6 protein-coding genes and 2 pseudogenes are annotated in these 6000 nt (G+C 68.2%); 7 read left to right on the top strand and 1 reads right to left on the bottom strand.

Annotated features, from left to right (window positions below):
• Nucleotides 1-89: 89 nt before the first annotated feature.
• From AC067A_RS15115 to AC067A_RS15100, 4 genes and pseudogenes are all read left to right on the top strand, one after another.
• Nucleotides 90-305 (top strand): annotated as a pseudogene (locus AC067A_RS15115) (hypothetical protein); the annotation flags it as partial.
• Nucleotides 302-766: a DUF6003 family protein gene (locus AC067A_RS15110; RefSeq protein ID WP_478619599.1), complete on the top strand. Its 465-nt coding sequence runs from the start codon at nucleotides 302-304 to the stop codon at nucleotides 764-766. The pseudogene AC067A_RS15115 and the gene AC067A_RS15110, both read left to right, overlap by 4 nt.
• 10 nt (nucleotides 767-776) lie before the next feature.
• Nucleotides 777-917, top strand: coding sequence for a hypothetical protein (locus tag AC067A_RS15105; RefSeq protein WP_478619596.1), 141 nt, complete (start codon nucleotides 777-779; stop codon nucleotides 915-917).
• Nucleotides 918-1057: 140 nt separating this feature from the next.
• A pseudogene (locus AC067A_RS15100) lies at nucleotides 1058-2128 on the top strand (IS630 family transposase); the annotation flags it as partial.
• Nucleotides 2129-2555: 427 nt separating this feature from the next.
• Here the strand turns inward: AC067A_RS15100 and AC067A_RS15095 are convergent.
• Nucleotides 2556-3560, bottom strand: coding sequence for an ArsR/SmtB family transcription factor (locus tag AC067A_RS15095; protein ID WP_478619593.1), 1005 nt, complete (start codon nucleotides 3558-3560; stop codon nucleotides 2556-2558).
• Between the two features lie 164 nt (nucleotides 3561-3724).
• Here AC067A_RS15095 and AC067A_RS15090 point away from each other — a divergent pair, with 164 nt between their 5' ends.
• From AC067A_RS15090 to AC067A_RS15080, 3 genes are all read left to right on the top strand, one after another.
• On the top strand, nucleotides 3725-4135 hold the full coding sequence (locus AC067A_RS15090) for a peptidoglycan-binding domain-containing protein (protein WP_478619590.1): 411 nt from the start codon (nucleotides 3725-3727) through the stop codon (nucleotides 4133-4135).
• A 562-nt stretch (nucleotides 4136-4697) separates the two neighbouring features.
• On the top strand, nucleotides 4698-5240 hold the full coding sequence (locus AC067A_RS15085) for an SMI1/KNR4 family protein (RefSeq protein WP_478619587.1): 543 nt from the start codon (nucleotides 4698-4700) through the stop codon (nucleotides 5238-5240).
• Entirely contained in the window at nucleotides 5227-5775 is a 549-nt protein-coding gene (locus AC067A_RS15080) for a DUF6000 family protein (RefSeq protein WP_478619642.1), read from the top strand. Before AC067A_RS15085 ends, AC067A_RS15080 begins: the two co-directional genes overlap by 14 nt.
• Nucleotides 5776-6000 lie beyond the last annotated feature (225 nt).

Below are 6000 nucleotides of genomic sequence, written 5' to 3'. Positions count from 1 at the left end.
GGTGAGTTCCTAGACAGCTCCCACCACACCGGAGGTCTTCGCCATGTTCAAGACCAGACCAGTGTCAACAACGCTCGTGATCAATACACCTAGGGACGCTGCTCATGCTGCCCCCGGTGCGGTGGGTCGCTCACGCCGTCTACCGGCTGGTGGCGGACAACCGGCACCGGATGCCGGGCGGGACGGCGGCGTGCGCGGCGCCGGCGCGCCGTGGGCGAGGGTGTCCGGAGCCGGGGTGGCTTGCGCCGAAGGGGGTAGGTGAGGACGGCACACGACCATCGCGTCTACGAAGGAGACGAGCATGACCGACGACGCCTACCTGTTCCTCGTGGACGACCCGGCGACCCCGCTGGGCGCCTCCGTCACCGCTGTGGGAGACCTGGCGTGCCTGGAGACGCCCGCCGTACGGGCCTGGCTCGACGCGCACGGTGTCACCGCCGCCTCCCCGGGCGTCCGGCTGCTGCCGCCGGAGGAGACGGGCGCCATCCCCGACGGGGCGGAGAAGCTGCCCGTCCCGTTGAGCGACGAGGAGCTGAACCAGCTGCGCCACGCGCTGACGCCGGGCGCCCTCGCCCGCGTGGAGGAAGAGCTGCTGGCCTACCGTGACTGCGCGGGCGAGCGGGACGCCTTGCTGGCGCGGGCCGCGGCCGCCGGGGTTCCGCCGCACCGCATCGTCGAACTCACCGGCGAGGACGCCCGGACCGTGGCATCGGCGGCGGCGCAGGGGCAGGGCCGTCCGTCGGATCCCGGTCCGCGACGGCGGTGATGGGGGAAACATGACGACCGAGGAGACGCGTACGAGGCTCCGGCAGTTGGAGGACCGGCTCGGCGAGCGCACCCCGGCACCGATCGAGGGACAGACTCGCATCCCCCTCCCCCCACCCACCCGGGCGGACGACGAGGAGGAGAGGGCGTGAAGGCCGGGCTCGGAGGAGTGAGGGTCACGGGTATTTTCTGGATACAGCAGGCATAGTCGGGGCTCAGACAGTGCACGGACCAGCCCGCCCTGCTCTACTCTTCCGAGTCGGGAATTCTGTTCAGATGTAAGGCTTGCCCCATGGCGCGTACGGGGAGGCCGAAGGCCGAATTGATCCTGTCCGGTGAGGAGCGGTCCGCGCTCGAGGGGTGGGTGCGGCGCCGTTCCACGACACAGGCGTGGGCCTTGAGGTGCCGGATCATCCTGGCCTGTGCCGAAGGTGCGTCCAACAAGGACGTCGCGGCCCGGCTCGGCTCGACGCCGCATGCGGTGGGACGGTGGCGGGCGCGGTTCGTCGAGCACCGGATCGCCGGCCTGGGCGACATGCCCCGCCCGGGCGGCCCCAGGTCGGTGACCGACGAGCAGGTGGCCGCGCTGGTCACCCGAACGCTGCAGTCCGCGCCGAAGAACGCAACGCACTGATCGACACGTTCGATGGCGAAGAAACTGGGTCTGTCACAGTCGACCGTGTCACGGGTCTGGCGGGCATTCGGACTGCAGCCGCACCGCTCGGAGACGTCTCTGCTGTCGACGGATCCGTACCTCGTCGACAAGGTCCACGATGTCGTCGGCCTCTATCTGGACCCGCCCGAGCAGGCCCTGGTGTTCTGCGTGGACGAGAAGTCGCAGATCCAGGCCCTGGACCGCTCGCAGCCGGTGCTGCCGATGATGCCCGGCGTGCCGCAACGGGTCACGCACGACTACGTCCGGGCCGGCACCACCACCCTCTTCGCCGCCCTCGAGGTCGCCACCGGCAAGGTGATCGGCTCCCTGCACCGCCGCCACCGGACCGAGGAGTTCGAGAAGTTCCTCATCAAGCTTGACAAGGAAGTCCCGGCCGGCCTCCAGGTCCATCTCATCCTGGACAACCACGCCACCCACAAGACCCCGGCCATCAAAACCTGGCTGCTGGCACACCCCCGGTTCCACCTGCACTTCACGCCGACCGGATCGTCCTGGCTCAATCTGGTCGAGCGATGGTTCGCCGAGCTGACGGACAAGCAGATACGGCGAGGCGTCCACAAGACCGTCCAAGCCCTGGAGAACGAGATCCGGACCTGGATCGCCGCTTGGAACACGAACCCCAGGCCCTACGTCTGGACGAAGTCCGCGGACGAGATCCCCGAACCCCTCGCCTCATATCTGAACAGAATTCCTGACTCGGAAGACTGGGTCATCGTCCGCGCCAAGGGCCGTCTCCCACGCGGACACCGGCTCGTCGCGGACACGCAGGCGAACCGCCACGCACTCCCGACCGTCGAACGGCTCCCCATGAGACGGCGTTCGGCATGCCCTTCGTCGAGCATGAGAAGCACGAGGCGGCGTGGAAGGAGGTCGAGCGCGGTGCGCCGGGCGGAGACTTGCTCTTTCAAGTCGCTCGTACGCTCGCCCGGTCGCCGGAGCCGCTGCCCCGGACCGCGATCCTTCAGAAACTGTCCCCGCCGCCAGGGGAGCCGCGCCGGCGGCGGGGGGACGGGCTCGGCCGGCTCCTGCGCCGTTTCCCCGCGTTCCACCAGGTCGAGCCCGGCCGGTGGCGGCTCGGCCGCAGCAACGTGCAGGTCGGCCGCCGAGCAGGACGCTAGTCTTCCGCGCGTATCAGGGGATTGGCCTGAACGAGCGCCGCGCCGAGCGGGGTGAGGGTGTGCAGCACCGTGTTGGCCGACCGCCGGCTGTTGATCAGTCCGGCGTCGCGCAGTGCAGAGCTGTGCTGTGTGGCCGCCGAGGCGGAGATCGCCAGAGCTCGCGCGAGTTCACCCGTGGTCGCCCCCGCTGCGCAGGCGTGGAGGATCGCGGCGCGGCTGCGTCCGACGACTCCGGCCAGCGCCGACACCGTGGCCAGCGCCGGGGCCCGGTCACGGCTCGGCACCCCGTCGAGGACCGAATAGACAAGGACCGGCGGCAACCCGGGGTCCGCGATAGGAACGGGCGAGCCCCAGCAGAAGTACGAGGGCACAAGCAGCAGCCCACGGCCTGCCAGGTGCAGATCCCGATCGTCGCCGTGCGCGTCCACATGCAGCACCGGCGGCTCCCAGCGCATGGCCGGGCGCAGACTCTGGAGAAGTCCGTCGATGCCACCGGTGAGCAGGGCGCGAGCCCGCAGACACCGCTCGGCCTCCAGGCTTGCCTGGACACGGTCGGACTGGGGCGCGATAACGGCGTTGTAGTAGGCCCGCAGCACCTGCACCAGCTCGGCACGCATCTTCGTCTCGGCCAGGCGAGGGGCCCACGCGGGAGCGCCACTCACCTGGGCCAGCGTCTGGACCTCTTGGAGGACCTGGGGGGCGGGTGCCGACATGATCGCGTCCACACCTGCATCCCACCCGCCGCCCGCCGCAGCCGGAGTCAGGAAGTCGGGAAAATACGCCGCGCGCGGGAAGAGCGGCAACAGCATGCCGCGCACGGTCGTCTCCAGTCGCTCCTCGTGGAGGCGGCTCCGGGCGGCGCGATGCCATTCGGCATAGGCCCAGCGGCCGCGGCGGGTCTGGAAGCGATGCAGGCTGGAGGCGATCTCCCAGAACGGATCCGCTGCGGCTGCCACACGCGTACGGGCGAGATCGGCATCAGTGAAATGGATGCGGAGCAAACAGTTCCCCCAATTTGACATGCATCTTTCACATATGGCGAAACATGATGGCTGCCGGCAATCACAGCTGACAAGGTCTTGCCGCACCACAAACGAAGTCCAGCCGCCGCACCACGACCGGTTGGCGACGTCAGTCCTGTCCGATTCCCCCCAAGGAGTTCCCTGTGCGCAAGCCCGTGAATGCACTGCTCGCCACCGTCCTGGCGCTGGGCGGCGGAATGATCACGCTTGGTTCGGCCACCCCGGCCGCAGCGGCCAACCCGACATGCAACTGGAGCGCGTCTTACTACGGGGCCTGGGTGCCCAACTACGGCACGACCAGCGTCAACGTCAACTGCGCCCTGTCTCAGGGCGTCATGAACAACGTCGCGGTGGGTACGCTGCAGGAGACCCTCAACATGTGCTACGGCGAAAGCCTCGTGGTGGACCGGGACTTCGGTTCCGCCACCGAGGCCGCCCTGCGCCGCGCGCAGCAGAGGGCCGGCACGACGGTGGACGGCGACTACGGTCCGCTCACCCGCAAGGCCATCAAGCATAAGCCGGTGAGCGGCAGTACGTGCGTCCGCGTCCCCTAACGTCGAAACCTTCGTGACGGTTCATCGGTGTGAGGACGCCGTTCGAGGACGCGGAGTCAGGCCTGCCGCTTCGCCCCGTCGATCGCTTGATCGACGGGGCGAAGCCCCGCGAAGCGGCTGCTACAGACGGTAGCGTGAGCCATCTCCTCGTGACCGTGTTCGAAGAACACGGTGCCCGTTCCGGACTGGGCGGGTTCATCGAGACGGTGCACGCCATGATGAGCGTGCTCGCCGATTCGTCGGCATCCTCGACCAGGTGCACTCCGGGTGGCCCGACCTGGCGTTCGCGTACCGGAAGCACCAGATCGGTCTGGACAAGATGTACGAGGGACCACTCAGGAGCACCATCAGACAGCTTCACCCGGGACAGGATGCGGCTATGCGTTACGCCCACGAGGACCCCGAGCGGCTCGTGGCTTTGTCGATGAGAACGAGCAGCAGATGTTCATCGCTTCGGGAGGCACCTGCTTCCAGCTCTGTTCGATGTTCATGGCCTGGGCAGCACAGCCCCGGAGGGAGGCAGCCGCGATGGCGTGTCGGCCCCTTCTGCCAGCATGCTGCCGTGACAGACACACGTGATCAGCGTCCCGCCGAAGCCACTCTCGACTTCCTGCGCTCCGCATTTCCGCCGGAATGGCGAGAGCCGGCGCTCGGACATGAAGCCGTCGCGGACTGGGAGCAGAAGAACCAGGTGGTCCTCCCAGAGCCGTACAGGACGTTCATCGCGGAGATCAGCAACGGGTCCAGCCTCGGCCCCGCCGGCGACGGCGGTCTCCAGCCGCTCGGCTGGCTGCCCGAAACGTGGCCTGACCTTGGCCCGCGACAGCCCGGCGAACCGTTCCCCCTGGAGGCGGCTTGGCCCTGGGAGGACGACGAGAGTGTCGACCCCGAGGACCCCCGGATCGACGCCGCATTCAACAAGGGGTCCATCGTTCTCGGGTCCGAGGACGGGCAGTCGTTCTGGCTCCTGCTGACCACCGGCCCCCGCCGCGGCGAGGTGTGGATGATCGCCGACGTCGGCGCCGTCCCGGCACCCGGCGACCAGGCATGGGGCTTCGAGGAGTGGGTGCAGCGCTGGCACACCGGCAACGATTGGTGGGACTGAACGCGCCGTACTGACCGGCCTCAGGTCACGGGCTGTTCGAATCCCGGGTGCCTCCCGAAGTGGTGAACATTCGCTGTCCGTACTCATGGACAAAGCCAACGGCGGATGGCGCGAGCGTAAGACAGCAGCCTGGCTCATCGCGGTTGCCGGAAGAACTGAGTTCCGCGAACGCCTCGGCGGACTCCTACTCGCCAGCGAGGGGCCGTACGCCGGGCAGGCCTACTGCGTCGCCCTCGCCATGTTCGGAACCTCTGTCGGCGCCGACCTCCTGGTCGCTTGTCTCGACCACTACCTGCGCCGCCTCGACCTCTCCTACGATCAGCCAGCCGCCATGGGCGCACTCCTGCTGCTCGATGCTCGGCTGGGTGCTGATCAGACGGCCGGCTTCCTCACCCCGGACGGCCTCTGGCAGCAGTGGATCGACGGACCGCCCAGCAAGAACCGCGATGTCCCCGATAAATACCGCGAGTTCATCGGCCAGCTCTGCGCTGTCGCCGAGGAGAGCAGCAGACACTGCACGGCATGGAGACGGTGACGCCGCACTCGGCAGGGTGACACCTGATGGAAGGAAGCTACCGCCGCACAACTTGAAGTTGTGCAGATAAGCGGCGACGGTGCGCCCACTGAGCTGCGTGTGCTGTCGCATTCCGGTTGTCAGGTGGTGCGGTTCTGACCTGCAGGGCTGCCGGATGACCTGGAGATGCGGTCCGGTGACATTCTCAGACGAGTTGGTCTTCACGGAAGGGATCGCGCGACTGGG

The organism is Streptomyces sp. NPDC043176, from assembly GCF_056436715.1.
This window is presented reverse-complemented; position numbering and strand designations above follow the sequence as displayed.